The sequence below is a fragment of the Domibacillus epiphyticus genome, assembly GCF_001975785.1.
GTDB lineage: Bacteria > Bacillota > Bacilli > Bacillales > Domibacillaceae > Domibacillus > Domibacillus epiphyticus.
Window position 1 is genome coordinate 36,573 of the sequence record NZ_MSFI01000012.1, and the last position, 25,556, is coordinate 62,128.

The 25,556-nt window shown below is 40.6% G+C and carries 29 protein-coding genes and 1 pseudogene; 15 read left to right on the forward strand and 15 right to left on the reverse strand.

Features of this window, described 5'->3' with window-relative positions; translation table 11 throughout:
• Positions 1-323 precede the first annotated feature (323 nt).
• The 4 genes from BTO28_RS08480 to BTO28_RS08485 form a co-directional block, all read right to left on the reverse strand.
• Positions 324-1,286, reverse strand: a complete 963-nt coding sequence (locus tag BTO28_RS08480; protein ID WP_076765245.1) for a TRM11 family SAM-dependent methyltransferase — start codon at positions 1,284-1,286, stop codon at positions 324-326.
• Positions 1,287-1,548: 262 nt separating this feature from the next.
• Entirely contained in the window at positions 1,549-1,704 is a 156-nt protein-coding gene (locus BTO28_RS17125; RefSeq protein ID WP_158068804.1) for a hypothetical protein, read from the reverse strand.
• A 131-nt stretch (positions 1,705-1,835) separates the two neighbouring features.
• Positions 1,836-2,009 carry a hypothetical protein gene (locus tag BTO28_RS17270; RefSeq protein WP_198936753.1) on the reverse strand — a complete coding sequence of 58 codons (174 nt, stop codon included), beginning with the start codon at positions 2,007-2,009 and terminating at the stop codon, positions 1,836-1,838.
• Positions 2,010-2,260: 251 nt separating this feature from the next.
• Complete coding sequence (locus tag BTO28_RS08485) at positions 2,261-2,941, reverse strand: TerC family protein (protein ID WP_076765248.1); 681 nt, start codon at positions 2,939-2,941, stop codon at positions 2,261-2,263.
• Positions 2,942-3,295: 354 nt separating this feature from the next.
• On the opposite strand from BTO28_RS08485, the gene BTO28_RS17130 reads away from it, so the two are divergent.
• Both BTO28_RS17130 and BTO28_RS08495 read left to right on the forward strand, forming a co-directional pair.
• Positions 3,296-4,180, forward strand: a complete 885-nt coding sequence (locus tag BTO28_RS17130; RefSeq protein ID WP_076765250.1) for an exonuclease domain-containing protein — start codon at positions 3,296-3,298, stop codon at positions 4,178-4,180.
• 56 nt (positions 4,181-4,236) lie between these two features.
• Positions 4,237-4,527 carry a TetR family transcriptional regulator C-terminal domain-containing protein gene (locus tag BTO28_RS08495; protein ID WP_076765251.1) on the forward strand — a complete coding sequence of 97 codons (291 nt, stop codon included), beginning with the start codon at positions 4,237-4,239 and terminating at the stop codon, positions 4,525-4,527.
• A gap of 141 nt (positions 4,528-4,668) precedes the next feature.
• Here BTO28_RS08495 and BTO28_RS08500 read toward each other — a convergent pair whose 3' ends face one another.
• Positions 4,669-5,454 carry a collagen-like domain-containing protein gene (locus BTO28_RS08500; protein WP_076765253.1) on the reverse strand — a complete coding sequence of 262 codons (786 nt, stop codon included), beginning with the start codon at positions 5,452-5,454 and terminating at the stop codon, positions 4,669-4,671.
• A 196-nt stretch (positions 5,455-5,650) separates the two neighbouring features.
• On the opposite strand from BTO28_RS08500, the gene BTO28_RS08505 reads away from it, so the two are divergent.
• Positions 5,651-7,051, forward strand: a complete 1,401-nt coding sequence (locus tag BTO28_RS08505; protein WP_076765255.1) for a hypothetical protein — start codon at positions 5,651-5,653, stop codon at positions 7,049-7,051.
• Between the two features lie 501 nt (positions 7,052-7,552).
• Here the strand turns inward: BTO28_RS08505 and BTO28_RS08510 are convergent.
• Entirely contained in the window at positions 7,553-8,473 is a 921-nt protein-coding gene (locus BTO28_RS08510) for a S66 peptidase family protein (protein WP_076765256.1), read from the reverse strand.
• A gap of 450 nt (positions 8,474-8,923) precedes the next feature.
• Between BTO28_RS08510 and BTO28_RS17135 the strand changes: the two genes are divergently transcribed.
• Positions 8,924-9,085: a hypothetical protein gene (locus BTO28_RS17135; protein WP_158068805.1), complete on the forward strand. Its 162-nt coding sequence runs from the start codon at positions 8,924-8,926 to the stop codon at positions 9,083-9,085.
• 109 nt (positions 9,086-9,194) lie between these two features.
• Here BTO28_RS17135 and BTO28_RS08515 read toward each other — a convergent pair whose 3' ends face one another.
• On the reverse strand, positions 9,195-9,320 hold the full coding sequence (locus BTO28_RS08515) for a DUF4023 domain-containing protein (protein ID WP_076765262.1): 126 nt from the start codon (positions 9,318-9,320) through the stop codon (positions 9,195-9,197).
• Between the two features lie 175 nt (positions 9,321-9,495).
• On the opposite strand from BTO28_RS08515, the gene sspK reads away from it, so the two are divergent.
• Genes sspK through BTO28_RS08530 form a run of 3 tightly spaced genes read left to right on the forward strand, consistent with a single transcriptional unit; the run spans position 9,496 to position 10,061 of the window.
• A complete protein-coding gene (sspK, locus tag BTO28_RS08520; protein ID WP_076765264.1) occupies positions 9,496-9,651 on the forward strand; it encodes a small, acid-soluble spore protein K in 156 nt (51 codons plus the stop codon).
• Positions 9,652-9,669: 18 nt separating this feature from the next.
• Positions 9,670-9,849: a YfhD family protein gene (locus BTO28_RS08525; RefSeq protein ID WP_076765266.1), complete on the forward strand. Its 180-nt coding sequence runs from the start codon at positions 9,670-9,672 to the stop codon at positions 9,847-9,849.
• A gap of 26 nt (positions 9,850-9,875) precedes the next feature.
• Positions 9,876-10,061 (forward strand): H-type small acid-soluble spore protein, encoded by a 186-nt coding sequence (locus BTO28_RS08530; RefSeq protein ID WP_076765269.1) that lies wholly within the window; start codon positions 9,876-9,878, stop codon positions 10,059-10,061.
• Positions 10,062-10,387: 326 nt separating this feature from the next.
• On the opposite strand, the gene cstA is transcribed toward BTO28_RS08530, so the two are convergent.
• From cstA to BTO28_RS08545, 3 genes are all read right to left on the reverse strand, one after another.
• Complete coding sequence (cstA, locus tag BTO28_RS08535) at positions 10,388-12,181, reverse strand: carbon starvation protein CstA (protein WP_076765271.1); 1,794 nt, start codon at positions 12,179-12,181, stop codon at positions 10,388-10,390.
• A gap of 136 nt (positions 12,182-12,317) precedes the next feature.
• The gene (locus BTO28_RS08540; RefSeq protein ID WP_076765273.1) at positions 12,318-13,058 is read right to left on the reverse strand and encodes a LytR/AlgR family response regulator transcription factor; all 741 of its coding nucleotides are present in this window, start codon (positions 13,056-13,058) and stop codon (positions 12,318-12,320) included.
• A 5-nt stretch (positions 13,059-13,063) separates the two neighbouring features.
• Positions 13,064-14,809, reverse strand: coding sequence for a sensor histidine kinase (locus BTO28_RS08545; RefSeq protein WP_076765274.1), 1,746 nt, complete (start codon positions 14,807-14,809; stop codon positions 13,064-13,066).
• A gap of 359 nt (positions 14,810-15,168) precedes the next feature.
• Between BTO28_RS08545 and BTO28_RS08550 the strand changes: the two genes are divergently transcribed.
• The 4 genes from BTO28_RS08550 (at position 15,169) to BTO28_RS08565 (ending at position 17,009) form a co-directional block, all read left to right on the forward strand.
• Positions 15,169-15,552, forward strand: a complete 384-nt coding sequence (locus tag BTO28_RS08550) for a phosphatase PAP2 family protein (protein ID WP_083711423.1) — start codon at positions 15,169-15,171, stop codon at positions 15,550-15,552.
• Positions 15,553-15,593: 41 nt separating this feature from the next.
• Positions 15,594-15,824 (forward strand): DUF2085 domain-containing protein, encoded by a 231-nt coding sequence (locus tag BTO28_RS17885; protein WP_408606651.1) that lies wholly within the window; start codon positions 15,594-15,596, stop codon positions 15,822-15,824.
• Between the two features lie 129 nt (positions 15,825-15,953).
• A complete protein-coding gene (locus tag BTO28_RS08560; RefSeq protein WP_076765275.1) occupies positions 15,954-16,373 on the forward strand; it encodes a zinc ribbon domain-containing protein in 420 nt (139 codons plus the stop codon).
• Between the two features lie 12 nt (positions 16,374-16,385).
• Entirely contained in the window at positions 16,386-17,009 is a 624-nt protein-coding gene (locus BTO28_RS08565; protein WP_233129852.1) for an RDD family protein, read from the forward strand.
• Positions 17,010-17,280: 271 nt separating this feature from the next.
• Here the strand turns inward: BTO28_RS08565 and BTO28_RS17140 are convergent, their stop codons facing one another.
• Positions 17,281-17,445, reverse strand: coding sequence for a hypothetical protein (locus BTO28_RS17140; RefSeq protein WP_158068806.1), 165 nt, complete (start codon positions 17,443-17,445; stop codon positions 17,281-17,283).
• Positions 17,446-18,018: 573 nt separating this feature from the next.
• On the opposite strand from BTO28_RS17140, the gene BTO28_RS17275 reads away from it, so the two are divergent.
• Positions 18,019-18,168 carry a hypothetical protein gene (locus BTO28_RS17275; RefSeq protein WP_198936755.1) on the forward strand — a complete coding sequence of 50 codons (150 nt, stop codon included), beginning with the start codon at positions 18,019-18,021 and terminating at the stop codon, positions 18,166-18,168.
• A gap of 153 nt (positions 18,169-18,321) precedes the next feature.
• On the opposite strand, the gene BTO28_RS08570 is transcribed toward BTO28_RS17275, so the two are convergent.
• Together BTO28_RS08570 and BTO28_RS08575 are read right to left on the reverse strand one after the other, a co-directional pair.
• Complete coding sequence (locus BTO28_RS08570; RefSeq protein WP_076765277.1) at positions 18,322-19,785, reverse strand: protein adenylyltransferase SelO; 1,464 nt, start codon at positions 19,783-19,785, stop codon at positions 18,322-18,324.
• 279 nt (positions 19,786-20,064) lie between these two features.
• On the reverse strand, positions 20,065-20,475 hold the full coding sequence (locus tag BTO28_RS08575) for a DoxX family protein (protein ID WP_076765279.1): 411 nt from the start codon (positions 20,473-20,475) through the stop codon (positions 20,065-20,067).
• A gap of 473 nt (positions 20,476-20,948) precedes the next feature.
• On the opposite strand from BTO28_RS08575, the gene BTO28_RS08580 reads away from it, so the two are divergent.
• The gene (locus BTO28_RS08580; protein ID WP_076765281.1) at positions 20,949-21,773 is read left to right on the forward strand and encodes a methyl-accepting chemotaxis protein; all 825 of its coding nucleotides are present in this window, start codon (positions 20,949-20,951) and stop codon (positions 21,771-21,773) included.
• A 173-nt stretch (positions 21,774-21,946) separates the two neighbouring features.
• On the opposite strand, the gene sstT is transcribed toward BTO28_RS08580, so the two are convergent.
• On the reverse strand, positions 21,947-23,182 hold the full coding sequence (sstT, locus tag BTO28_RS08585; protein ID WP_076765283.1) for a serine/threonine transporter SstT: 1,236 nt from the start codon (positions 23,180-23,182) through the stop codon (positions 21,947-21,949).
• A 671-nt stretch (positions 23,183-23,853) separates the two neighbouring features.
• On the opposite strand from sstT, the gene BTO28_RS08590 reads away from it, so the two are divergent.
• Positions 23,854-24,297 (forward strand): cell wall hydrolase, encoded by a 444-nt coding sequence (locus BTO28_RS08590; protein WP_076765285.1) that lies wholly within the window; start codon positions 23,854-23,856, stop codon positions 24,295-24,297.
• Between the two features lie 100 nt (positions 24,298-24,397).
• Here the strand turns inward: BTO28_RS08590 and BTO28_RS08595 are convergent.
• Positions 24,398-24,638 (reverse strand): annotated as a pseudogene (locus tag BTO28_RS08595) (transposase); the annotation flags it as partial.
• 175 nt (positions 24,639-24,813) lie between these two features.
• Between BTO28_RS08595 and BTO28_RS08600 the strand changes: the two are divergent.
• Positions 24,814-25,197: a ferritin-like domain-containing protein gene (locus tag BTO28_RS08600; protein WP_076765574.1), complete on the forward strand. Its 384-nt coding sequence runs from the start codon at positions 24,814-24,816 to the stop codon at positions 25,195-25,197.
• Positions 25,198-25,556: the final 359 nt, after the last annotated feature.

The window sequence follows — 25,556 nt, forward strand, 5'->3', positions numbered from 1 at the left end:
GTATTTTTTCACTCTTCGAACGAAAAAAGCCCTTTTCAAAAAAGGACTAACCAAAGTTTTCATGCTTTTAGCGCAAGAAAATCATTGTTGAGTTAATAAACACATTCTTTTGCATCCTAAATATAGATAATTATAATTAGACCCAGGATGTTTTATAGACAGGCAATAGGAGTATTATACACATTATGATAAAATTCGACAATAATTAACAAGCATATATACCCAACATTTCACCAAATGTACAAATATATAGATAAGAATGTGAAAAATTAACTATAATTGCAACAACCTTTATTTTCCTGTTTCAGGAAATGTTTTGTTTCTTACACGCACACAATGATTTGCCTGGAAAATGTGCCTGCCAACCCTTTTTTCGCTTCACAGCGGTCTATTACTTCAAATCCAGCTTCTTCAATCATATGATCAATCGTTTTAACGGTGACCACAACCACTTTTTTTGCGAAACGGCGGGCATGTTTCAGGATGGAAAGCTGATCTTCCGGCGTTGCACGCAAACAGTGATTGTACGGTAAATCGATTATCGCTGTATCATATTTTTCTATGACTTCTGATATCGGTCCGAGCGTCACGTCTCCTACGAGCCCGAAGTGAGCGATGTTTTCCCTTGATCCAGCTGCAACTATAGGATTAATGTCGCGTCCTACAATATCAATCCCCATTGAAAGTGCCTCCACCAATACTGTCCCGATCCCACAGCACGGGTCAATGACTTTTACACCTTCTGGATTTGGGACGGCGATGTTTACGATGGCCCGGGCTGCACGGGTGCTAAGCGCAGTAGAGTATTCGCGAGGTTTCTTCATATGAAGAAACCAGATTGCTTCGTTTTTATGGTATGGTCCGAAAAACCATCTCCCGTCAACAGTCCCTATGCCAAACAGAAAATCTGGACGATGAATATCTGCTTTCCCTCGGATCCGCGAGCCGATTTCCCGCTCAATCTTAAGCCGCTCTTGATATTCTATTTTTTTGGATTTATCCAGATCATTTATTTTTACAAAAAGAACTTTGAACGTACCATCCATTAATCGAAGCTGTTCGACTTGCTTCAAAATATCCCGAATGTCATCCCCTTCAAACATCACATCGATCCGTTCCTTTATAAACGGACTTCTGCTTGGATCGATTTTAACGGAACTCCTGAAGATATTCGAACAAGACTCACCGCCAAAAAGAGAGCGCATCTCAAGACGGCATAACGAGCGTTCTTCTTCGCTGCATATGTAAGTGTAGACAAACTCCGATATTTCTTTATACTGATCCAATTTATATCCATCCTTTAAAAGAGTTTTTCCTCTCACACCATATCTGTTAACATCTTGAAAAGCAATCTGCTTGTTCCTTTTTATGCATTAGCCCAGGGCGCCTATAAAAAAACTGCCCGGCGCGTACCAGGCAGTTTTCAATGATTATCCAGTTGTGACATAAACGTCACTCATTATAAGATATCTTCAGATAAATGAATGCTTCGTGGCGAGGCTTAAGACCCTCGCTCTTTAATAAAATTATAAGTATATTTTCTTCGAATCAATAAAGCTGATAAATCGCCTCTTCAATCAGCTCTATATCTTTATGTATATTCTTTTTCACTTCCTCATCCGTACACATCTCGTAATCAATTAACAACTGGATAAGCTTTTTACAAAACAAATTGTGATCATAAGTATCCCTCTGTTCCCTCATGCTGTCTCCCTCTTTGCTTTTTTAGTATTCATATACCCATTTTCAAAAAATATAAACCAGGAATATTTATTCATTTCTGATCAGGTTATTTAGTAAAAGAAAAACGCTGCTCCATAAGAAGCAGCGAATCTTTATTTTCTAAGCATGGAGAAACTTCTCACCATCGAGCCAATAAACATGACACACGCACCGCCTATGAGCAGTGAAAAAAATGTCGTTTTACTGATTACTTCAAGCGGGTACAAAATACCGCCTAATATCGCGGCAAACCCGATAATCGTTAATCCCCATCCTAACTTTTGCATAATGACACCTTCTGTCGGTTTTTGTCTATTATACAATAAAAAACGTCTTTTAATTACTCTTTGCTTTAAATCTACTCACTGTTTCTCTAAATCATCTGCAACACTTTTCATCAACTTATTCTATAATCGCCTAACATTTAATGACAGCAAGTTTTATTGAGAAGAGAATATCACGTATCAAATCGATGATCTTATAAATCAAAGGATGAGTTTTTAAGCTAAGTGGGAAGACGTTCTTCGCAATTTTTCTTTTAAGCGATTTTATTTTTTTCGCGTTCTACTTTCTTCTGTTTTATATTGCCTGCCAGCAAAATCAAGGCAACGACTAATGCTTCAAATCCATATTTCACAAATGGGTTCGTAAAATAATCATGCATGAAAGGCTCTCCGACAATCATCTTGGCCGCTGTCCATCCGAGGATTGCGGATCCCACCATAATAATGAATGGATAACGTTCGATTAGTTTAAGGATCAACGTGCTTCCATACATCACGACTGGAATTGAAACGAGCAACCCCAGCACGACCAGAAGGAAATTCCCATGAGCTGCGCCGGCAACCGCCAACACATTATCTAGTCCCATTAGAGCGTCGGCTATGATAACGGTTTTAATGGCTGCCCACATAGAATCTGCCGCTTTCACTTCATGTTCCTCTTCTTCAAGAAGCAGCTTGTACGCAATCCATACGAGCAACAATCCTCCGACTAAATGAAGTCCAGGGATACGCAGAAGATAAACGACTAGCAGCGTAGCAATGATCCTAATGACGATTGCTCCAACTGCTCCCCATAGGATTACTTTTTTCTGTTGCTCTTTCGGAAGTTTCCGGGCGGCTAGCCCAATTAGTATAGCGTTATCCCCGGCAAGAACCAGGTCAATCATAATAATGGCAAAAAGTGCGGTTAAAAACTCCCCTGATAAAAATTCCATACTTCCTCCTCCTTCTTCTTATACAAAAATAAAGAGACCCTCGCCACAAATGGCAAAGGTCTCGCTAAACACTAAATGATTAGGTCAATAAAGCCGGTGGGATCGTTCCACGTCATGACGACTTTATTTCAGGATATCCCTGACGCCACCCTTTACAGGATTTTAAGGAATATAATATTGTTCGATACCCGAAATATTGGGCTTATATTATTATAAGATATAATTTATTTTTCCATGCATAAAATCGTTCGACAAATTCTGACACGCTTGTTCGATTCAAAATTGATTTATTGTGATTCCATAAAAAAAGCAGTACACTTATTCTACCAATTCCTCATTAAGGAGAACGATCTCATGATGAATTTTGTGGCACTAGATTTTGAAACTGCAAATGCCAGCCGGAGCAGTGTTTGTTCCATTGGTCTGGCAAAAGTTGTAGATAATAAAATGATAGATACCTATTATTCGCTCGTTAATCCTGGCGAACGATTTGACAGCCGAAACATCGCGGTCCATGGCATTCATCCAAACGATGTGAGAGATGCGCCTTCATTTCAAGATATTTTTGAAGACGTATTCCACTTTATCGGGGATGATCCGATCGTTGCCCACTTCGCCCAATTTGACATTAACGTGCTGCGTGGAACGGCACAAAAATATAAACTGCAGCTGCCGGACAATCCCTATTTTTGTTCTTGCATGCTTGCGAAAAAATTACTGAATCTGCCTTCTAATAAACTAAACATTGTCGCCAGTCATTTCAATTTTCAGTTTGAGCACCATAACGCACTGGAAGATGCCATTGCCTGCGCGACGATCGTCATGAATATGACAAAAGATCACGAAACGATTCACAGCTTGCTAAACGAGATCGATTACTCATTCGGCTACTTGAAAGGGGGCGCTTTTAGGAAAAACAATACTACCCGCAAAAAGACGCAGTTACCCTTGAAAACAGACAAACAACATCCTTTTTACAATAAATCACTCTGCTTCACCGGCACACTTACCTCCATGAAACGTTCCAACGCCATCGAACTCGTCACAAACATAGGTGCGAGCGTCCACACAACACTGAAAAAAGACACGGACTATCTCATCGTAGGAGAATCGGACGCAAGAAAGTACCGAAACGGAATGGTGGCAAAGAAGATCCAGAAAGCGAAAGAATGGCAGCAGGCAGGATATGGCGTAAAGCTTGTATCGGAACGAAAATTTTTTGAAGTGATTTCAAAATAGGGAGCAGAATGAATACTCATTCCAGCATATGAAGAAAGCATGACAGAAATGTCCATATGGTTTCACTTCATGGCAAATGCGAATTACAAAGAACACTTGCAAGGCAGGAAGACGGTATTCCGGATGGAATTATCCATATTCTGTCATCTCCTGAGCGAAGAAGCCTGTTAAAATATGGACTGGATAGAGAATTTGAGGCCGAAAGATTGTATGCTATTGTGGACGGCCTTGCCCTGCATGCAATGCTCGAACCGAACCGTCTATCGAAGGAGAAACTCAAACGAATCGTTATTCAACATATGAATTCGTTATTCATTCATCCTGTAAAAGAGGAGGATATTCATTAAAACACCCGGAAAAATTTTTTCCGGGTGTAAACATGTTTGCAGCTTTTCACAAAACAATCGACTCCTAAACAAAAAAAACAAATAAAAAAGACTCACCCATTGGGTAAATCTAAATAAAATTTACATGATTCTTTTTTAAATTTACGAAGTAAAGATACTTTTCCAAATCGAACCCGTAAATATTTGCAGCTTATTAATACTTGTATTGTAGTAAACCATCCCTTTGACAGGAGAAGCCGGAGGCACGGGGCTTAAAGGAAAACGAATAAAATTCCCTTCTACCGTTAAATTTTCTGTTACTGTTAACTCCCCTTTTAAAATGTCTGACTGATCCGAGCGAAGAAATTGGGTAGAATTCAGTCCGTCTAATGTGCTTGCAGCTCCACCCGGACCTGTTTCTCCCTTCGGCCCTTGCGGGCCTGCTGCTCCCATCGGACCTGGTGGACCCGTTTCTCCAACCGGGCCTTGCGGACCTTGATCCCCTTTTGGTCCTTGCGGGCCTATTGGGCCCGGCGAGCCCTGTGGACCCGTTTCCCCCATAGGACCTTGCGGGCCTGTGTCCCCTTTCGGACCTTGCGGACCACCCGGTTCTCCCGCAGGACCTCGCGGACCTGTATCTCCCACAGGACCTTGCGGACCTGCCGCTCCGTCTGCTCCCGCTGGACCTTGAGGGCCTACTGCTCCATCTGCTCCTCTCGGACCTTGAGGGCCTGCTGGGCCTTGCGGGCCCTGAGAGCCCTGAGGACCTTGCGGACCTGCAGGTCCTGCTGCTCCATCTGCTCCCGGAGGTCCCGGCGGGCCTACTGCTCCGTCCGCTCCCGTTGGGCCTTGTGGACCGGTTTCCCCTCTCGGTCCTTGCGAGCCTGCTGGGCCTTGCGGACCCCGAAGCACTGTCTCCTCTAGAAGTTCATTTGTATCGTCCACCATGTTGCTACCCCCTTTTTTATTTATTTTTAATGCATTTATATTCTATTCTTTAGGCTTTTTTTCTGTTCATTCCAATCAGAGCTATATTTATTATTTCAAATGTTCTTCTCACCACTCTTCATTCCATACATATTCTGTATTACAACCTTGGAAGATTTATGTATTAATAAGGATAAAAGAAGGGAGAGGAACATAGATGGGCGTTGAACTTGCAGCCCTTCATTGGATTTATGTCATTTTTATCGTATTAATTATCGGTTTTATGGTGATGCGGCGTGATACAACTTTAATCAGTATTACGGGTGTTTTTTTAATTGCCCTCACAGCTACCGGCTCTTTGAGTGCCTCCATCAGCAGCATCTTTTCAAGCTTTATTTTTGCCATAACAGAGCTGCTCCCCACCATTCTTGTGATTTCCATCATTGTGGCCATGAGCAAAACATTAACTACAACTGGTATTAATGATGTAATGATTTCCCCATTTTCGAAGCTTATAAGAACTCCGGCACTTGCTTATTGGACAATCGGGATTCTGATGATGTTTATATCCTGGTTTTTCTGGCCATCCCCGGCTGTTGCCTTAATCGGCGCTGTCCTGCTTCCTGTCGCTATCCGGGCAGGTCTTCCGGCGCTCGGAGTGGCCATAGCCATGAATCTATTCGGGCATGGTCTTGCGTTATCAGGTGATTTTATCATTCAAGGTGCTCCAAAATTGACGGCAGATGCAGCCGGACTTTCAGTCAGTGAAGTCATCAATGCGAGTGTACCGCTTGTTTTGGTCATGGGAATTGTCACAACTGTTACCGCTTTTTACTTTTTAAAACGTGATTTGCGGTCTGGTAAAGTAACGAATTCAACCGGATTATCTGCTGCACTAACCATTGAACCTGCAGAGCAGCACATAAATCTTCTCTCCACCACCCAAAAGCGTTTCTTCGCCTTTTTCATTCCCATACTTTTTGCACTCGATGTGGCGGCCATGTTCATCCTTGATCTGACTGGCGGCGATGCAACTGCCTTAATTGGAGGTACATCTGTCTTCATTCTACTTGTCATTACGATGGTCAGCTATAAAAATAAAGGTCTTGAAAAAACAACAAGTTACTTGATCGAGGGATTCCAATTTGGTTTTAAAGTATTTGGTCCCGTCATTCCGATTGCCGCTTTCTTTTATTTAGGAGATGCAGGCTTTACTGCCATTCTTGGCGACCTTCTTCCGAAGAACTCACACGGAATTGTTAACGACCTCGGTATAGCCCTTGCATCAGTTGTCCCGTTGAGCAAGGAAATTGGCGCTCTCACGATAACGGTTGTCGGAACAATAACGGGACTCGATGGTTCCGGCTTTTCAGGTATCTCTCTAGTCGGTTCAATCGCCAATTTATTTGGTACAGCCATCGGAGCAGGCGCGGCGACCCTTACTGCACTAGGCCAAATTGCCGCCATTTGGGTTGGTGGGGGAACATTGGTGCCTTGGGCGTTAATACCTGCTGCAGCAATCTGCGGTGTTGACCCATTTGAACTCGCAAGAAGAAACCTTAAACCTGTAACAATAGGTTTAGTTGCAACCACTATTGTTGCAATGTTTTTAATATAAGAGGACCTGGTACCTCATTTAAATGACAATCGATATTTGACAGTAAAAACCGCCACTCCCGATGATGTGGCGGTTTACATTTGATTTTTGCTAATGTCACTTGCATTTCTTCAGCTAATTGAGATAAAGACTGCTCAGAGGAAGAAACCTCTTCAAAGCAAGCTGTTCTTGACTCGTCGCAGAGTTCTGTTGACTGGCATTTGCTCCCTCTCCGGGCTGCTTGACCTTGATTGATTTCTCTGCTGTTATCGTGAAAAGTTTCCGCAATAAAGCCCCTGAACTTTCATCATCACCTGCTGAAACCAGAATGTTTCTGTTGAATCCCTCCGAAGGACAGATCCTGATTTCGTTCCAGATAAACGCCCCAATTTAGGGATAAACTTATTTGAATCCAAGAAAATTACACTATTTCCTCTCTTTGCTTTTAAAGTACAAAAAAGAGAACCAATGAATAGGCTCCCTGCTCTTTTCAGCAAATTTTCAGGGGATAAGATAACTTGATTAACGCACAGCTGGTTCCAGCAACGTAATCGTGTTATTAAAGCTGTTTAAGTTCACCCTGCAGCCGATTGGAATAGCGGCTTTATAATACCCATGTCCTGACGCAAGATTTGTTATTAATGGTTTGCCTATTGGTACGATAAATTCATTAATCAAATCGTCGTAAGACTTTCCATATGCATTTGGACATTCTGTGCATTCACCCATCACGATTCCGATACAATCATCAAATTTCCCGGCAAGCATCATGTGTTCGAGATAACGATAAACCGTGTTAATCGGCTCGTGCGTTTCTTCAATGAAGATAATTTTTCCAGCAGTATCGATTTCGAACGGTGTACCAATACTGCCGACGATCGATGTTAAATTCCCGCCAACGATCGGCCCGCTCACATTCCCACCCACTCTGCCGACAAGCGGAATACCCGGTGGATTCAGTATTGGACGAGGTGAAACAGTAGAAGAAGTCGCGGTGAAAAACTGTTCAAAGTTATAAGGCGGTGTATCTGCACGAAAGTCAACAAGGAGTAAACTGTGTAATGTAACCATATCAGAAAACTGATACAAAACATTCAGCAATATAGAGATGTCACTATAACCGCTAATGATTTTCGGGTTTCGGCTGATCAGGCTATAATCGAGATGGGGCAATATGCCTCCCACACCTACACCGCCCCTTGTAGGCAGTATCATTTTCACGCGCGTATCCGTGAACATTCTCATCAAGTCCTCTGCGCGCTGTTCATCCGTACCAGCCAGAAATCCGTTTTGTGAATATACGTAATTCCCCAAAACAACTTGAAGCCCCATTCCTTGTAAAAATGCAATGCGTTCGTTTATTGTCACCGCATCAAGGGGACTGCCAAGCGTTACAATCCCAACCGTATCTCCCCGCTGCAGAGAAGCCGGTTTGATTGCCATCTGACCACCTCCTTTTCATATGCCATCCCTGTTAGCTTATGAAAATCGAGTGGCGAGTTGCATAAAAATTCTCCATTTTGGAAAAGAATTATCTGTTCAAATTCCGCAGGTTGTTTCATTTGGGAAATGTACGCTGTGACCCGTTGCTCTCTCATTTCAAACGATTGCTCACGAAACCAGACATAAAAGTCCATATCATTTTTACTGGAATTACACGAGGAGCACGCTGGAATAACTTTCCTTAGTAAAGCTCCCACCTTTCGAAAATGGGACAAGGTTTTCAAACGATAATTTGCTCCCTCTTTCCGGAACTAAATACCGAACCGCTTTCTCCCATTCGGTATCCGTCAACCAGTAAAATTAATTGACCATTCAACAAAATTTGGACCTGTATAATCTCAACCTTCACCGGCAAAATAATGACAAGGCGTTTTAAAAAAGGAGGCGTTTATGTTGAACCAGGCGAATGAAGATGCTGGCCAGAAGATCCAAGATACAGTGGACGTACTCATGAAAAAAGGTGTTCCCCCAAGAACCGCTGCTTTTGCTGCTTCTATGGGATATTTACGCGCATTTAGAAAAAAAGGCAATTCACGGAGCCATTTTAAATAAAATTCACTTATAAGCAGTATAGAAAGACCACTGCCCAAAAGTGGTCTTTCCATTTAATTCAAGAATTCATTTACAAGGCGGTGTCTACAGGAGGACGACTTCCAGCATTTCAGTGCTGATGATTAGGTAATTTCTTCTCAGGATGACCATTCCCTTGTCTCTTCTTGTTTTCCTCATCTTTTTTCTTTGTCTCATTTAATTTTTCAACAAAATCATGTGTGCTTTCTTGTTTCATTGATCTGACCTCCTTGCTCTTAATAGTAATTTTTAATGTAGCCAGAAAGGTTCGAAACATACATAGAAGTTATTTATCCATAATTTTCATGGAGCTGCCAATGATAAATTTGTTTCATTTCCCCATACTATATACGCGGAAACGCAATGCATCCATTTCAATTGGAGGGGATACAATGAGGAACAAAGCGAAGGATTTCTCGATTACATCGATGAAAGGGGAAGCCGGAAAAGCACGGGCTAAGGCAGAATATGCTTCCAAACGGGCAGATGGATCTATTAACACACATCCTCAAGAACGAATGAAAGCATCAACGGAAAGAACCGAGTAGCGGATAGGAGGTTTTTCTATGGGGAGAGACGATAATAAAACAGGCACTCGTAATGCAGGTTCTTTGCCGCAAACACCAAAAAATTTAAAGATACCTCCAGGAGGAGTGAATGAAGAGTTTTCGCGTGAACTGTCTGAACTCGATAACATGGAACCAAATCGCGAACGAATTTATCCGAATGACGAATCAAAAAAATAAGCAGAGCGAAATTGTGAGGTGATCGCATGGATTTACAACGAGCAAAACAAATTGTGTCGACTCCTTCATCCGATGTAGAAGTACAATTTAACGGCGTTTCCATCTGGATTGATAAAGTACATGAAGATGGCAAAACAGCAACGGTTCATTTGCGTGGACCCGGCGAAGAACGTACACAGGTGAGTATTTCCGATCTGAAAGAAATGTCTTAATAAGTAAAGAAACCACCACTTTCATTTCGTGAAGAGTGGTGGTTTTAATCATAAATGAGCAAGCAAATTAAGTATGTATCTCTTCGCTTAAGAGGAAAGTTCTGAATCTGCACCATTTTGGCCGAATTATTTCAATAAAGGCCGGAATATACTCTGGTTTGGCCGAATTATTTCAATTAAGGCCGAAATATACTCTGGTTTGGCCGAATTCCCAAAAATCCGGCCCAAAAATATGAAAAACCGGCTTAAAATCCGTAAATCCGGCCGTCGTTATATAAGAAAGAGGATGCCTCATAAACAAACCATTGAGACATCCCCTTATGCCGTTATCCTGCGTCGATTCGTAAATCGGATGGCGGAGCTTCCAGAAGCTCCCGCCATTTTTTTATGGCTGTTACGAGAATAATTAAGCCAAGAACAAGCATGATGATCGATAAGGCACTGTTTAACACGCTATAACCTGCCGCTTCTGGATTTAAGTACACGTTTTTGACCATCCAGTAGCCGGCATAGTTTACTGTCACATACAGGTAAGCTAGTGGAACTAAGCAAGTAAGCATATACCAGCGTTTGTCCGCTATTTTTAAAATAACGGTAGCTCCGACGATCAGACCGATCGAAGCCATCAATTGATTGGATACACCAAACAGTGCCCATATTGAACCGATATCTCCGGATACGAGGAGGTAGCCCCACATAAAGCAGGCGAGCAGGCTGGCAAAAATGGAACCTGGAAGCCAATCCACTTTTTTCAAAGGTTTGTAAAACTCCCCGAAGAAGTCCTGGATCAAGTACCGTGCTACACGCGTCCCGGCATCGATTGCCGTTAAAATAAACACCGCTTCAAACATAATGACGAATTGGAAAAAATAAGAAGCCATATTGCTGAACCATGGAATTTCTGTAAAAATGTAAGTCATTCCGACAGCGAGTGTAACTGCCCCTCCTGTTCTCCCTTCCAGGTTAATCCCGATTTCCTGGCTAAGCTGCGGAAGATTTACTACATCCATCCCGAGTGTACGGAATACTTCCGGTGTGGAGTTAATGGCAAAATAGTCACCTGGATGGAGAGCAGTGGCGGCGATCAATGCCATGACACCGACCAAACATTCTACAAGCATCGCACCGAATCCGACCACTTTAATGTCACTCCAGCGATCCAGCATTTTTGGCGTGGTACCGGAGCCTACGAATGCATGAAAACCGGAAATCGCCCCGCATGCGATTGTAATAGAAATGAACGGCCATACCGGTCCTGCTAAAATCGGGCCTCCGCCATGAACAAATTCAGTTACGGCTGGAAATGGGATTGCCGGATTAATAATAAAAACACCTATAATAAGTGCAATAAACACCCCGATTTTCATAAAGCTGCTCAAGTAATCACGCGGCGCCAGCAAGAGCCATACCGGCAAAGCGGCCGCGAAAAAAGCGTACATCGGCAATGCAAATGCCAGCGTTTTAATATCAAGTGTCAGAAAGTCGCCCAACGCTGTATTTTGGATATAAGGACCGCTGAAAACAGCGACCATAATTAACGTAAACCCAACGGTCGAGGCAGCTTTTAAGTTGCCTGTTTTTTTATGGTATAGACCGACGGCCATGGCAATCGGAATGGTCATGCCAACCGCGAATGTCCCCCATGGATTTTTCTCCAGCGCATGCAGAACAACCATCGATAAGCCTGCCATCGTGATCGTGATAATGAATAGCATCGCCAATCCTGTGCAGAAGCCGGCGACTGGTCCGAGCTCTTGCTTCGCCACTTCAGAAAGAGATTGTCCGTTTTTTCGCATGGAAGCAAATAAGACAACAGCATCATGTACGGCTCCACCAATAACAGCACCGATTAACAGCCAGAGCAAGCCTGGTAAATAACCGAACTGCGCTGCCAAAATAGGCCCAACAAGCGGTCCGGCCGCCGCAATCGCCGCAAAGTGATGACCAAACGTCACCCAGCGATTTGTCGGGACATAATCTTTTCCATCTTGCAGTACATGAGCAGGCGTCGGCTTCGAATCATCAAGTTTTAGCACTTTTACGGCCATAAATGTACCGTATAAACGATAAGCAATCATTAAAATACACATTGAAGCAATAACAATTGTAATCGCATTCATTTTTGTATACCTCCTTATGTCGAAATATTCTGTAAGATTATCTTACTACTTGAACGCATCTGCAGAACAGTTTCAAGGTAAAATGCAGAATAAAGAGGATGAGTTGCAAAATAGACGGATGAATTGCATCTATCGTTTATAAACCAAAAAGCTGTTTTAAATCTTTTACATACGTCCGGCTGACTGGCACCTTTGAAAGATCCGTCATGATGAGGTTATATGTGGAGTTGAACCATGGCTGGATTTCTGCAATATAATGGATGTTGACAATATAGCTGCGGTGTACCCGGATAAACGAAGTATTGCTCAGCTTTTTTTCCACTGCGACTAATGAGTCCCCCGTTTTGAATTCTTTCTCCATCGTTTTGACGACGACTTTTCCTTCATGTGAACAAACAAACAGAATCGCTGAAATATTGATTAATAACACTTTTTCTTCCACAAGAATGGCTAGTTTTCCTGTTTGCTCGACCGGTTTTGAAATCGAAACCGACTCCTCTACATTCTCGCCAATGGCCCGCATGCGGCTTATTTTTCTTAATGTTTGCTGAATGCGTCCTTCATCAAACGGTTTTAGAATGTAGTCGAATGCTTCCAAGTCAAACGCCTGGAGCGCATATTCATCATATGCGGTAGCGAAAATAAGGGTCGGCACAGGATCGACGGCCAATAATTGTTCCGCCAGCTGCAGCCCGCTGTGTCCTCCCAATTCTATATCTAAAAAAACAATATCAGGATTTGTTTCAGGAATGCTTTTCATCGCTTCCTCCATACAATCCGCTTCTCCCACGATCTCCACTTGTTTACTTCGGATTAAAAGGAACTGAAGCTCATCTCTTGCCAGAGGTTCGTCATCTACTATAAAGGCTTTTAACATTCTTTTCATCTGCTCCTTTTTAAAGGCACAATCATTTCAATCTTCGTTCCAGCATTCACTTTGCTGTGAATGTGCATGGCTGCTTTCATATTATATATGCCTTCCAGCCTCTTACTGATATTGTAAATAGCTGTTCCGGTTCCTTTGGAGGATTTCACTGTTTTTTTTCCAAGCGGTTCTAATTCCCCACGTGTCATCCCTTTTCCATTATCTTCGACCGTGATATGAATGCCTTCGCCAACTGTACATACATGAATATCTACAACTCCGCCTTCTTTTATCTTTGAAAAAGCATGAAGAACTGCATTTTCCACTAACGGCTGAATGGTAAAAGGAGGAATAAGCGCCTTCTCCACTCCCGGTTCAATACGAAACGAAACGTGATATTTATGCGGGAAACGTGCCTGCTCCAGCGATAAATAGGCTCTAACATATTCGAGCTCTTTCTCAAGAGGTATGATAAATTGCCGGGCTCCCTGTAAATTGCTTCGAAAAAAGATGCCGAGCTCGACGAGAAGCTTTCTCGCTTTTTCTATATCGGTGCGGCACAAAGCCGAAATCGTGTTGATCGAGTTGAACAAAAAATGCGGATGAACTTGTGCTTGAAGCGCTTTAATTTCAGCATTTTTCAACAACTCGCTTTGAAGTTCCGCTTCCGCCAGCTCAAGCTGGGTCGAGAACAATCTGGCCAGTCCTTCCGCCAATTCCTGCTCTACTCTGTCCAGTTTCTCAGGGTTTGTAAAATACATCTTTAATGTACCGGCTGTTTTCTCGTGAACCTTTAACGGGAGAACAACCGCAGCCTGTAATGGACAGTCGTCATGAAAACAAAAAATCTCCTCCTTCTTTCTGGTCGTCATAACCGTCCCTTTATTCAACACATCCTTTGTAAGACCGGTTACAAACGCCTTACCGGGAATATGATGATCAGAAGCGGCTCCAATATGCGCCAGTACGCGGTGATCATTTGTAATGGCTACAGCGTCGGCTTCCGTCAGCTGAAGCATAATGTTCGCTACTTCCATGCAGGAATCTTTGTTTAACCCTCTGCGGAAAAACGGAAGTGTGCGGTCGGCAATCATAAAAGCATTATGCGTCTGCAATGCACGAGTACGTTCTTCCTCTCGGAGAATCGATTGAATAATATACATAAAAATCAAGATTCCAAGACCATTCATAATGACCATCGGAACGCCAATAATTTCAACAAGTGTCCAGGCTTTTTCAAACGGTTTTGTAAAAGCTAGGATAATAAGCATTTGAACTGTTTCCATCGCCATTCCCACTCCGACTGCAAACCAGGGAGTAATTCCATGCCTTTTTTTATATCGTTTTCCTATATAACCGGCCACGATGCCAGTCAGAATCGAGGAAACAGCACAAGCGCCAGCTGTAAATCCGCCAAGCGTATAGCGATGGATGCCAGCAATCATCCCCACTCCAAATCCGACGAATGGGCCTCCGAGCAGTCCGCCGATTCCTACACCCAAGTTTCTCGTGCTCGCAATCGCATTATCCGGGTCCACATCCATTAGCCACGTGTTGTCAAAGAGAGCGTTTTGCTTGATTTCGATCCCTGTATAATTACTAACGATGCCAAACGCACCGAAGATCGCCACAAGCAGCCATTTTCCCTTTACTCCACGGTCAGTCTGGATGATCTGGCGGAATGATTTTATTTGCGAAAGCAAAAAAGCGATAATCACAATAATGCCAACCCGCTCAAGCATTAACGGAAGTAAATGGATCAACGTCATCACCCGCAATTGTTATCTATTGTCTTAATTTTAAATTATCAGATAAAGGATTGTCGAGACACAATTAGCATCTTTGAGAGAGTGCTTTCCATAAGCGAAAATATTATTTGAAAATATTTTTAAAATCTTTTTTCATTAATAGTAAAATACATAAATATTAAATTAAAGGATGTTTACATACTAAATTTTTACATCTTTTGACCTGATTATTTGTAATAGACCGATCATATTTGTCTTATTTTGTCGAATCTATAGAAATTATATAATACTTATATTATATTTAACGGGATAAAAGATTCAGAATGTAGGTATTTTAAAATATCTTATCAATAAATTTAAAAGGTGGGAAGAAAATGTACTGTAGAGAATGCGGCAGCCAGGTAAATGGAAAAGCTGAAATTTGTACATCTTGTGGAGTAAGACCACTCAATGGAAAGAATTATTGTCAATCATGTGGTTATTCTACAAAAAGCGAACAAGAAATGTGTACTAGTTGTGGAGTAAGACTTAATAGCAGTGTATCTTCTGGACAAGATCATCCATCAGGATTACTAAATTTAGCAGTTTGTTGTTTTCCTTTACTCGGTTTAATTCTTTATTTTATTTGGCGGGAAGATAAACCAAAATCCGCTAAATCAGTATGTAAATGGGCAATTGTCGGATTCGTATTAGGCATCGTTTTATATATTGCCGGAATGCTTATCGGCGCTTTATCTGAATCAATGTATTATTACTAATCTAGTATCGTAGGTTTGATGGAATGGAAAAATCTCTTAACATGTTGTTTGCTTGTCATCGGTTACCGGAAAGATCATTTTTTTATAAAGGTCATCAATTTCCTATTTGTGCGCGTTGTACAGGTATTTTAATCGGATATTTTATTGGAATCGTTTATGCTTTTATATTTGGAAAGATCCCCTTATTCCCTTCTTTTTTATTATTAGTCCCCCTTTTGTTAGACGGTGGATTTCAATTTATAGGAAAATGGAAAAGTACAAATGGAAGATGATTCATTACCGGAATTTCAGCTGGGGTTGGAACTGATTTTTTATTATATGGCATACTCGCATCAGGTTTTAGTCACGGTCAACAATTAATGAAATATTTATTAACATTTATTTAACGAAGGAGAAACTGTATGTATTGTTCAAATTGCAGTGAACATATCTCAGATAAAGCTGAAATATGTCCAAAGTGTGGGGTTAACCCGTTTCGCATAAAGAATTACTGCCATAATTGCGGAAAAAAAGTAAATGAAAATCAAGAAATATGTGTAGAGTGCGGTGTTTCGTTAACCAGAAATTCAACTCGTGGAAACAATAATACTCAAGAACCGTGGCTCATGGCTTTATTATCCTTTTTACTCACAGGATTGGGTCAAATCATTATGGGTCAAGGGAAGAAAGGTGCAGCAATTTTAATTGGCAGTATCATTTTAGGAATGTTTACTCTTGGTGTTTCAGCACTTCTTACAACTCCTCTAGCAATTATTGATGCATATTTAATAGCCAAGAAAAAGAAAGAAGGAAAAGAAGTCGGAGATTGGGACTTTTTTTAATGGAGGAATAATATGCATTGCAGAGAATGTGGAACTCAAGTAAGTAAAAAGGCAGAATTTTGTACAAGCTGCGGCTTTCGTCCACTCAACAGTCATAAATACTGCCAAACTTGCGGAATTAGCACAAAATCACATCAAGAAATGTGTGTGGATTGCGGCAGTCTTCTAAATGTACAGAATCAAAATCCCTATGCTGGTTTTTGGATTCGATTTGTTGCTGCTCTAATAGATTCTATTATTATATCCATCCCGGTTTTCATACTCGCCGCAATAGGTTTGGTGTTAGGCTTTAGTTTTATGATGGATCCTTATATGATGAGTTATGATGAAGCGATGTTTCTGTCGGAATCATTTGAAGGGATATTCTATCTTATCGGGGCTTTCATTGGTCTGTTCTACTTTGCTGGAATGCACGCTTCAAAATGGCAAGCAACATTTGGCAAACGTATAGTTGGCATAAAGGTTATGGATTTATCTGGAAGACGAATTTCCTTTTTTAGAGGAGTATGGCGATATATTTCTACCTTTTTTTCAGGAATTATACTTTACATGGGCTATATCATGGCTGGGTTTAGCAGTAAAAAGCAATCTTTACACGATAAGATGGCAGGTACGATAGTAGTAAAGAGGAAATAAATATATTAAAACCAGGATCATTAATGGTCCTGGTTTCTTACTTTCTTTATAAAAATACTTAAATAAAACCCCTATTTCGACGATGGGATTTGGATGTTATTTCTGGCTTTATTTTGTAAAAGTTTGATAAAAACAAATAAGATCACTCCCGAGAAGTGATCTTTTACATTGCCTTTTGTTTCTTATTAACCCGCTCATTTGCCGCCGAAGACTCTGTACTGTAACGATCTTCGTTTTTTCAAAAAGTACCGGTTCTACTGCTTATTTACACTTATTTTGATATTTTCGGTTCGTTTGGTACCCTGCCATACTTTTCACTATTTGTCCCATAAAACTCGCTTTGATTGAGTCTTTCACTTTCTTCTATAAATTCCTCGGGTGTATATACTTCTTTTTTCAAGCCGTCATTCAAATTATGATATTCATCTTTCCTCATGTTTTTTCCTCCTCTAAACGTTTTACTCTTCGTATAAAAATAGTACCCATCTCCCTATTTATTAAACAAAAAACAAGAATTGATGGCTTTTATCTTATAGAATACCCTTTAAAAAAATAAATTTATGATAATTTCATTGATGGAAACAAGAAGTGTATGACAACAAAATCCAGCCTGCTTTTAAACTAGACGTGTTTGAGAAACCAATGTATATCAAGCCTGATAAAGAGCTGATCTTGCAGCAAGATCTTTATCTTTATAAATAATTACTTTTTCTTGGATATTCCAATGAGTAGTAAAAACATACTAAATATCCACAACAGTAGCTGTAATAATTTCAGGTGAATCTTCTGCTGGAGAAGCCGCTTAATTGATATTTCACCGTTAATGTCTTAAATTACTTATTTTTCGTTTTGCCCTGTTTACATACAGATAGTCTTTGTCATAATGGATTATTTTTTGCTATTTTTCCACGTTTTTTTAGAACTTTTGTAGAAACACTGTTTAATTTTTATTTTATAAGGTATATATATCATTAGTAACAAGATAAATTACCTAAAGGGGGGTATTTTATTGGGCGAATGGACATATATTCTATCTAATGAATTAGGTCGATTAATAGACGACTACTATAGATGTACCGATACAAATATTAAAGAGCAAATTCAGATTGATATCCAGCTTTTAAGTGAGGCGATGTTTATTGGTGAGCAATCATCATAAATAGATGATCGTTAGTATTTTCCTTGAGGGCTAAGCAGACTACATAATCGTTGTGAGCAAGCAAACTTCCCCTGTGAATTCACAGGGAATGCTGCCCGTTGCGAGGGGCAGCATTTTTGTACGAAGAAAAGCAGAAAACGATCCCTAAAACCATCAGGTGCCGCAAAAAGTTCGGTAAGGAACAGTTGATGGCGCAGGAGGTGTTGTGTAATCAGCCTGTTCGGAGGAATGCGCATACGGGCTTGAAAGAACAGCAAGAAGGCGTTCCATCACACTGTAGTCTCCTTGTTTCACCGCTGCTTCCAGCGCCTCTTCTACCCGATGGTTCCGTGGAATTACTGCAGGATTGCTGTTTTGCATTAACTGTTGCGAGGAAGCTTTCGATTCCTCCTGTCTGCTTAGTCTATCCTGCCAGAGTGTTTGCCACTCTGCAAATTCAGGTGTCTCAAACAAGGCTATACCCTCTAGTTGATTAAACGTTAATGCGCGGAAAGTATTCGTATAGTCCGCACGTTGCTTCTGCATCATACTGAGAAGGCTTTCTACAAGGGATTTGTCCTGTTCTTCTTCGTTAAATATCCCCAATTTTGCTCTCATTCCCGCGAGCCAATTTTGCTGATACAACTCGGGAAATGCTGAAATCGCCTCCTGGGCCAGTTCAACAGCCTGCTCCTCATCATCGTGTAATAACGGCAATAAGGTTTCAGCAAATCGCGCGAGATTCCAGCCGCCAATTTGCGGCTGGTTGCCATAGGCATAACGGCCATGAAGATCAATAGAACTGAATACGGTTGCCGGTTCATACGTATCCATAAAAGCGCAAGGACCATAATCGATGGTTTCTCCGCTAATGGTCATATTGTCGGTATTCATCACACCGTGGATAAAGCCAACCAGCTGCCACTTCGCAATAAGCGCGGCCTGTTTCTTGATCACTTCTTGAAGCAGCGAAAGATATCGATCATCATTTTCTTCCACTTCTGGATAGTGGCGCTTTAGCGTATAGTCAGCAAGTGCCTTGAGTTCCTCTTCTGTCCCAAATTTTGCAGCGTATTGAAAGGTGCCGACGCGCAGATGGCTGGCAGCCACACGGGTCAGAATAGCACCTGGCAGCTCGGTTTCGCGGATAACTGGCTCCCCGGTCGTAACTACTGCCAAACTTCGGGTTGTAGGAATACCGAGCGCATGCATTGCTTCGCTGATGATGTATTCACGCAGCATTGGTCCAAGTGCTGCCCGGCCATCGCCCCCGCGGGAATATGGTGTTCTGCCTGAGCCTTTTAGCTGAATATCAAACCGTACACCTTGCGGGGATATCTGTTCGCCAAGCAGCAGCGCCCGTCCGTCCCCTAACATCGTAAAATGCCCAAATTGATGCCCCGCATAGGCTTGAGCAAGCGGTAAAGCACCATCAGGAATCCGGCTGCCAGCCATCACCGCAGCACCCTCTTCACTTTTCAGTTCCTCAGCCTTTAATCCAAGGGATTCTGCCAGCGAATCATTAAAAATAGCCAGCTCCGGTTTGCGTACAGCGGTTGGAGTGTGTTCCGTATAAAACGATTGAGGAAGACGGGTGTAGCTGTTGTCTAGGTTCCATCCTGCTTCTCTTTTTTCCATAGTATCTCCTTTCCCTCTTTTGTTTTTGTCTTTTATTGTATTCTTTTACAAAAATCACAGCATGTCTATCCTCATTCAAGGCAGGTGCAATTATTGTCTACTTCTGCTATTTTATTATACCCTTTCCACATAAGGTTGACGCGTTTATTGCGCATATGATGAAAACAAAAAGAACACACTTATTTTGATATGTGTGTTCTTTGACTTGTTATTAAATACAGCACCTGTTCGTGTATGAAGATATAAAACGAGAGCTTCCTCTGGTTTAAAACCTTCTATTTACCAAAACTTGATAGTATAAAGCGCGTCTAACGATAAAGAACCAGGACCTGATAATGCAATTCCTAATGCAACGGCGATTAATACCAAATTATATTCAATGCCGCCTTTATCAGAAAACAAACCATTTTTTCCGTGTACCGTTTTAATCGCCACAATCATCGGAACAATGATTAAAATCGCAGCCAAAGGCGTAAGGAATCCCAACAAGAACAGTATTCCTCCAACGAATTCGCCTAATCCAGCGAGCAGCGCCATAGGTTTGCCTGGCTTAATTCCGATTTGCTCGAAGAATGCACCTGTACCAGCAGGTCCGCCCCCTCCAAACCATCCAAATGCTTTCTGTGCTCCGTGAGCAGCAAAATATAGGCCTACTACAATACGTATAATTAAAAGACCAATAGCTTCCATTAAAAATACCTCCAAAAAATGTGTAAATTAGTTGCTATAGCAACTAATAATATATTGTAATTGAAAGTAGTTGCTATAGCAACTATTTTTTTTTTGCTTCATTCACTACTCCCTATTTTGCTGCAGCATTCATAAACATAGTTCACCCATTTTATTCTTCTCTGGTAAATTCAGAACACACCGTACAGATTGAATTCTTTCCTTAATAGGATGGACTTGTTTTACCTAATTTATACCCTTTTTAGTGGATAAGCGATGAAAGATCAACCGTCAATTCATTCAATAGGACACCGATTGAAATATAAATAATACGGTTATCCAAAAATGGTTTCATAACTTCTGAAAATCACATTAAACTAATAGGGCAAAATGGCTGGATAAAATGGTATAATTTATAAGGATTTCAGGAAATTGTTCCAGGAGAGGCTTTTTTATAAAAACGAAACAATCATTATTAAAAAGGAAGTAGGCGCATGAACATTACGACAAATATTAATACGAGCACTCAAGTATTGGATGAAAGATCTGTTTTAGCTGCACTTGAGTCTCACTTAGCCATGATTGAATTCAATTTAGACAAGAAAGTTATATGGGTAAATGAAAATTTTGCACAGACGTTGGGGTATAGCGTTAACGAAATGAAAAATATGATGCATAAGCAGTTTTGCACCTTAGAATTTCAAAGCAGCAAGAAATATGCTGAACTATGGACTAATTTAGAAAAAGGGAGCAAGTTTCAAGAGAAAATTCAAAGGGTTGGCAAAGCGGGGAATTTGATTTGGCTTGAAGCGACTTATATTCCTATTCAAAACGAAGAAGGTAAAGTAAATGCTGTTCTTAAACTTGCGACAGACGTTACGGAACGTGAAAATAAAACAATAGAAATTGTTTCTCAACTTAAAACTTTATCTGAAGACTTAGGGAAAATGGTTACGGTTAACTCTAATGAGAATTTAATAGCTATTCAATCATTGAACGAACAAACCAATTTAATCAGTGAACTATCTAAATCAATACGAAATGTTTCCGCGCAAACGAATATATTGGCATTGAATGCAGCAATTGAGGCAGCAAGAGCTGGTGAACATGGAAAAGGATTTGCGGTTGTTGCTGATGAAGTTCGTAAATTAGCGAGTAATGTTGAAGAAGCAATTAAAAAAATGAATATAAACGTAGAAAACATCACACTAGAAGTAAGTAAGGTTAGTACGTTAACCGAAAGTTCACAAAAAAGTGTTATTTCAACCCAATCTAAAATTAATGAGACGATGAATGAATTTGAGGGGATTACTAAATAGTTAACTAACAAGACCTCAACCTGTAAAAGTAAATAACAACACTTGGTCGGCAGCATTAAGAAACATACATAATCGTTAAGAAAGCTGTTTTTTTTCCAAAAAAACGGCCCCTCCAATTGTTAAACAAACAGTTGGAGGGGCCATTTAATTGCAGATGAATGGATTTCTTTTTATCACGCTTTATGGATACTAATTTGTTTCCCTTCTTTACGCCACTCTTTATATTCAGCTGCTGCTGTGAAAAGAACGTCTGTGGATGAGTTAAGTGATGTTTCAAACGAATCTTGTAAAACACCGATGACAAATCCTACCCCCACCACTTGCATCGCAATATCAGCCGGGATTCCAAACAAGCTGCATGCCAGCGGAATCAGTAATAAGGAACCTCCAGCAACCCCTGAAGCACCACAAGCACATATAGCTGCTACTACGCTAAGGAGGATTGCTGTTGGAAGATCCACTTGAATACCCAGCGTATGAACCGCTGCGAGTGTCAATACTGAAATCGTTACAGCAGCACCGGCCATATTGATCGTTGCACCTAATGGAATGGACACTGAATAACTATCCTTATCCAAACCTAAATCTTCACATAATCTCATGTTTACAGGAATATTGGAAGCCGAGCTGCGTGTAAAGAACGCAGTAATCCCGCTTTCCTTTAAGCATTTAAATACAAGCGGATAAGGGTTTTGACGGATCGCGGCGAACACAATGATTGGATTCACAACGAGCGCCACAAAAACCATGCAGCCAATCAAAACGGCAAGCAATTTCCCATAGCTGAGCAACGACTCAAGTCCGTTTGTTGTAATCGATTCAATCACTAGACCCATGATTCCAAGCGGCGCAAACTTAATCACCCAAGCTACCATTTTCGACACCGCATCCGAAAAATTCGAAATGAGCGTTTTTGTAGTGTCAGCGGCATTTCTTAGCGCCAAACCAAGAACAATTGCCCAAGCTAAAATCCCGATGTAGTTCGCATTCACAATCGCATTTACCGGATTATCGACAACGTTCAGCAATAATGTTTTCAACACTTCTGTCACACCGCTAGGAGGCGTGATATCTTCAGCACCGTCCGCTAGCGATAAACTAACAGGAAAAATAAAACTGACAATAACAGCGATAAGACCTGCTAAAAATGTTCCTAAAAGATATAAGCCAATAATCGATTTCATATTGGTTTTGTGGCCGCTTTTATGCTGAGCGATGGCCGACATAACCAGAACAAGCACCAACACAGGCGCAATAGCTTTTAAAGCACCGACAAACAATGTGCCCAAAATGGCAACTGGTTTTGCTGCTTCTGGAATTATGACAGCCAGGAGAATACCAATAATCAAACCGATAATGATTTGTTTGACTAAGCTCACCTGATTCCACTTTTGCTGTATATTCTTCAAAGATGGTTCCCCCATTAGTTTAAGATATAAATCACATTGCTTTCCTTATAACAAGGCGATAGAAAGAAGCCAAATACAAGTAGATACGATCGAGCCATAAATTAGTTTTCATTTCTCATCATATTCCACCTGACAAAGACAACTGTCTCTCTATTAAATAGTATTATAATACGTTTTTGATATATTACAATACTTATTCTATTATTAAAAAACGTTGTAATTATTAGAACATTCCCATAAAAACAAGAGTTGACAATACACATCAAAAATTTCTTCTATTCTGATTACTTTTTGAAAAAATATAACTATAAGTTAGACACCTTACTATACCCATATATTGGTGAAAATACCCATCATAAAGAAAAACATCCAGATTATCTATTTTGCGACTTGGTTAAATGGAACTTACGAAGTTTCTTGTTGATAAAAAAGGAAACGTCATTAAGTGGTACGAAGCAACTATAGATCCACTTGAAATGGAATAAAATAGTGAGCTGCTACAAGTCAATCCCGGTTTCAGACCATGCTTTTTTATTATGATAGTTACAGTGCTTTATTTAGTAAGGAAATAGTAGAAGGTCATCCTAAAAATATTTAGACGAAAGGTGATATTATTTGAAAGGCTACACCAATGCAGGCTTTTTTTCATACTATATTTTGGGGGTGAAAAAATGCCAAGAGTTAGTTACCGAAGTTCGGACGTTGACTTAATGGCAAGGATGATGAGAGCAGAAGCCGAAGGAGAAGGAAAACAGGGGATGTTATATGTTGGAAATGTTATTGTTAATCGTCTTAATGCAAATTGTCTAGACTTTAGAAATTTAAGAACAGTTTCGCATGTTATTTATCAAATACAAGGAAACAATTATTCCTTTGAAGCTGTTCAAAAAGGAACCTTATTTTATCAAAAAGCGAGAACTGCTGAAAGAAGATTAGCAAAACAGAATCTGGATTATTGGAGACAACACCCAGCGAAATATGCTCTTTGGTATTTTAATCCATATGCTCCGTGCCCTCCAACTTGGTACGATCAACCTTTTTCTGGTCAATTTAAAAGTCATTGTTTTTATGAACCAAAACCTGGAACATGTGATAGTGTTTATATGGGAAGATAAGCTTACTCTTTGAGTAAGCTTCAGGCCGTCAATAAAAGCCGCTTTTTAAATCTTCGATTTGAGGCGGTTTTGTCATTTTTGCGTTATTGGTGTTGATTGATCAAACTGGGCGTGGTGTTTTCCATGGCCAGTTTGCCAGTGTCTTGAGGTTCATCAGCAAAAGTAAGCATCGCCTGCATGGATAATTTCCCCCGTTCTCTGAGGGTTGTCCAGCGCATGCCATGCTTTCCTTTCGCATCCGTGAAGACGCGTTTAATAGTTTCTTTGCGTCTCGCATAGATTTCTTTGTTATGCGGTGTATGACGCAAATGTTCCACTTCATCGTGATATCCTTCCCACAATGACTTCATGTAATTTTGGCTTTATGTACACATTGAGAGCAATGAAAACTTAATTTCCGGCAATCTTCGACCTATGGACAAGATTATTTTAAGTAACCCCCATCATACACTGATAAAAAAGGGGGAGAGCAAATTGCAATATTACACTGTACAACCTTTTTCAAACGCTGAGCTAATGAACAATATTTCAAAAGCTATTAACGGTGAGTACAGTGCAATTTACTGTTACGAACAATTAGCACATTATGCTCCAAACAGCGAGATTAAAAATCAAATTCTTGAAATACGAAATGATGAAATTAAACACTATCAAGTTTTCTCTTTTATCTATACATCCCTAACAGCAAAAGAACCATCTCCACAAATAACAGAACAATGCCCCATGGATTTTCGGAATGGAGTACTAGCTGCATTTAAGGATGAGCAGGAGACTGTAGACTTTTACCACGAGATTTCTGGAAAGACCAGTCATTGGTTTATTAAAGAACAGTTTCAAAGAGCCTCAGCTGATGAACAAAATCATGCGGTTTGGTTTTTATATTTTTTGAATCATCATTAATTTTGCAGCAGCCGGCATTAATGCCGGTTTTTTAATTGCACTTTTTGTGTCAGACGTTCACCAGCTTTAAAATAAACTGAGCTGTTCGGTAAACTGTGGTGGTCGGTCATTTCTGTCTTCAGTTCCTGGTCTAATGCTTTAGCCGTTAAATGCCGGTTTGTCGATAAATCGCCTGTCAAAGAAACCAAAAGTTGAATATAAAGAATCAGAGTTTATACCCTCGATGAAGTCAGTGAATTGCTGGATTGTTTAGAAGCACATTGGAAAATCATCGTTAAGCTGTCCATTACTACAGACTTGCGGCGGTTTATTGGATTGGAGTTCAAGCATTTCGATTTGGATAAACGACTCCACGTTAG

What these genes read in the sequence shown, in the direction of transcription:
- sspK (WP_076765264.1), top strand. Translation starts at nt 9,496, where the DNA reads ATGAGGAACAAAGCGAAGGATTTCTCGATTACATCGATGAAAGGGGAA.
- BTO28_RS08515 (WP_076765262.1), bottom strand. Translation starts at nt 9,320, where the DNA reads ATGAAACAAGAAAGCACACATGATTTTGTTGAAAAATTAAATGAGACA.
- BTO28_RS17130 (WP_076765250.1), top strand. Translation starts at nt 3,296, where the DNA reads ATGATGAATTTTGTGGCACTAGATTTTGAAACTGCAAATGCCAGCCGG.
- BTO28_RS08500 (WP_076765253.1), bottom strand. Translation starts at nt 5,454, where the DNA reads ATGGTGGACGATACAAATGAACTTCTAGAGGAGACAGTGCTTCGGGGT.
- BTO28_RS08510 (WP_076765256.1), bottom strand. Translation starts at nt 8,473, where the DNA reads ATGGCAATCAAACCGGCTTCTCTGCAGCGGGGAGATACGGTTGGGATT.
- BTO28_RS08560 (WP_076765275.1), top strand. Translation starts at nt 15,954, where the DNA reads ATGTATTGTTCAAATTGCAGTGAACATATCTCAGATAAAGCTGAAATA.
- BTO28_RS08550 (WP_083711423.1), top strand. Translation starts at nt 15,169, where the DNA reads ATGTACTGTAGAGAATGCGGCAGCCAGGTAAATGGAAAAGCTGAAATT.
- BTO28_RS17125 (WP_158068804.1), bottom strand. Translation starts at nt 1,704, where the DNA reads ATGAGGGAACAGAGGGATACTTATGATCACAATTTGTTTTGTAAAAAG.
- BTO28_RS08580 (WP_076765281.1), top strand. Translation starts at nt 20,949, where the DNA reads ATGAACATTACGACAAATATTAATACGAGCACTCAAGTATTGGATGAA.
- BTO28_RS08600 (WP_076765574.1), top strand. Translation starts at nt 24,814, where the DNA reads ATGAACAATATTTCAAAAGCTATTAACGGTGAGTACAGTGCAATTTAC.
- BTO28_RS17270 (WP_198936753.1), bottom strand. Translation starts at nt 2,009, where the DNA reads ATGCAAAAGTTAGGATGGGGATTAACGATTATCGGGTTTGCCGCGATA.
- BTO28_RS08575 (WP_076765279.1), bottom strand. Translation starts at nt 20,475, where the DNA reads ATGGAAGCTATTGGTCTTTTAATTATACGTATTGTAGTAGGCCTATAT.
- BTO28_RS08540 (WP_076765273.1), bottom strand. Translation starts at nt 13,058, where the DNA reads ATGTTAAAAGCCTTTATAGTAGATGACGAACCTCTGGCAAGAGATGAG.
- BTO28_RS08570 (WP_076765277.1), bottom strand. Translation starts at nt 19,785, where the DNA reads ATGGAAAAAAGAGAAGCAGGATGGAACCTAGACAACAGCTACACCCGT.
- cstA (WP_076765271.1), bottom strand. Translation starts at nt 12,181, where the DNA reads ATGAATGCGATTACAATTGTTATTGCTTCAATGTGTATTTTAATGATT.
- BTO28_RS17885 (WP_408606651.1), top strand. Translation starts at nt 15,594, where the DNA reads ATGTTGTTTGCTTGTCATCGGTTACCGGAAAGATCATTTTTTTATAAA.
- BTO28_RS08565 (WP_233129852.1), top strand. Translation starts at nt 16,386, where the DNA reads ATGCATTGCAGAGAATGTGGAACTCAAGTAAGTAAAAAGGCAGAATTT.
- BTO28_RS08505 (WP_076765255.1), top strand. Translation starts at nt 5,651, where the DNA reads ATGGGCGTTGAACTTGCAGCCCTTCATTGGATTTATGTCATTTTTATC.
- BTO28_RS17140 (WP_158068806.1), bottom strand. Translation starts at nt 17,445, where the DNA reads ATGAGGAAAGATGAATATCATAATTTGAATGACGGCTTGAAAAAAGAA.
- BTO28_RS08495 (WP_076765251.1), top strand. Translation starts at nt 4,237, where the DNA reads ATGGTTTCACTTCATGGCAAATGCGAATTACAAAGAACACTTGCAAGG.
- BTO28_RS08530 (WP_076765269.1), top strand. Translation starts at nt 9,876, where the DNA reads ATGGATTTACAACGAGCAAAACAAATTGTGTCGACTCCTTCATCCGAT.
- BTO28_RS08485 (WP_076765248.1), bottom strand. Translation starts at nt 2,941, where the DNA reads ATGGAATTTTTATCAGGGGAGTTTTTAACCGCACTTTTTGCCATTATT.
- BTO28_RS08590 (WP_076765285.1), top strand. Translation starts at nt 23,854, where the DNA reads ATGCCAAGAGTTAGTTACCGAAGTTCGGACGTTGACTTAATGGCAAGG.
- BTO28_RS17135 (WP_158068805.1), top strand. Translation starts at nt 8,924, where the DNA reads ATGTTGAACCAGGCGAATGAAGATGCTGGCCAGAAGATCCAAGATACA.
- BTO28_RS08525 (WP_076765266.1), top strand. Translation starts at nt 9,670, where the DNA reads ATGGGGAGAGACGATAATAAAACAGGCACTCGTAATGCAGGTTCTTTG.